Here is a 650-nt window from a genome sequence, read left to right on the forward strand (position 1 = left end):
TCCTTGCCAGTTCAGTAAAGTGAGACGAGATCGCGTGACACCAAACGCCTCCAAAGCCGAGCTTTTATCACAAGCGACAACCTTGTTGGAGCGGCTTCATTTACCGACAAATTTACACTCTCGCCCAGTGTCAGAGCTGAGTATTGGACAACAACAGCGAGTGGCGGCAGCTCGTGCGCTGATAGGGCATCCTGCGTTAGTCATTGCTGACGAGCCGACATCTGCACTCGATCATGATAATCGCATGGCGTTCATCGAACTGCTGATGGAACAGGCTAATCAAGCCAACGCGACATTAATCTTTGTCAGCCATGATCCAACTCTGGAAAGCTTGTTCGATCGCACCATTAATCTGCCAGAAATAAACCAAAGCAGTAACATGGAGGTGCTAGCGTGAGTGCTGTAATCAAACTCGCTTGGAAAAGCTTGATGAACCGCAAAGCGACAGCGGTGTTGACGATCATGACGGTAGCAATATCGGTAATCTTGCTGCTTGGCGTAGAACGTATCCGCACTCAAGCAAAAGACAGCTTTGCGAACACCATTTCCGGAACTGACCTAATTGTTGGCGGACGCTCAGGCCAAGTGAACTTACTGCTGTATTCAGTCTTTCGTATTGGTAACGCAACTAATAATATCGATTGGAAAAG

1 protein-coding gene and 1 pseudogene are annotated in these 650 nt (G+C 48.2%); both read left to right on the forward strand.

All coding sequences use genetic code 11. The features are described from left to right. The coding region (locus tag R7P74_RS27070; RefSeq protein WP_318123758.1) for an ATP-binding cassette domain-containing protein at window positions 1-397 on the forward strand (397 nt) is incomplete at its 5' end. Further along, a pseudogene (locus R7P74_RS27075) lies at window positions 394-650 on the forward strand (ABC transporter permease); the annotation flags it as partial. The gene R7P74_RS27070 and the pseudogene R7P74_RS27075, both read left to right, overlap by 4 nt.

The sequence above is a fragment of the Vibrio sp. 2033 genome (genome assembly GCF_033339735.1).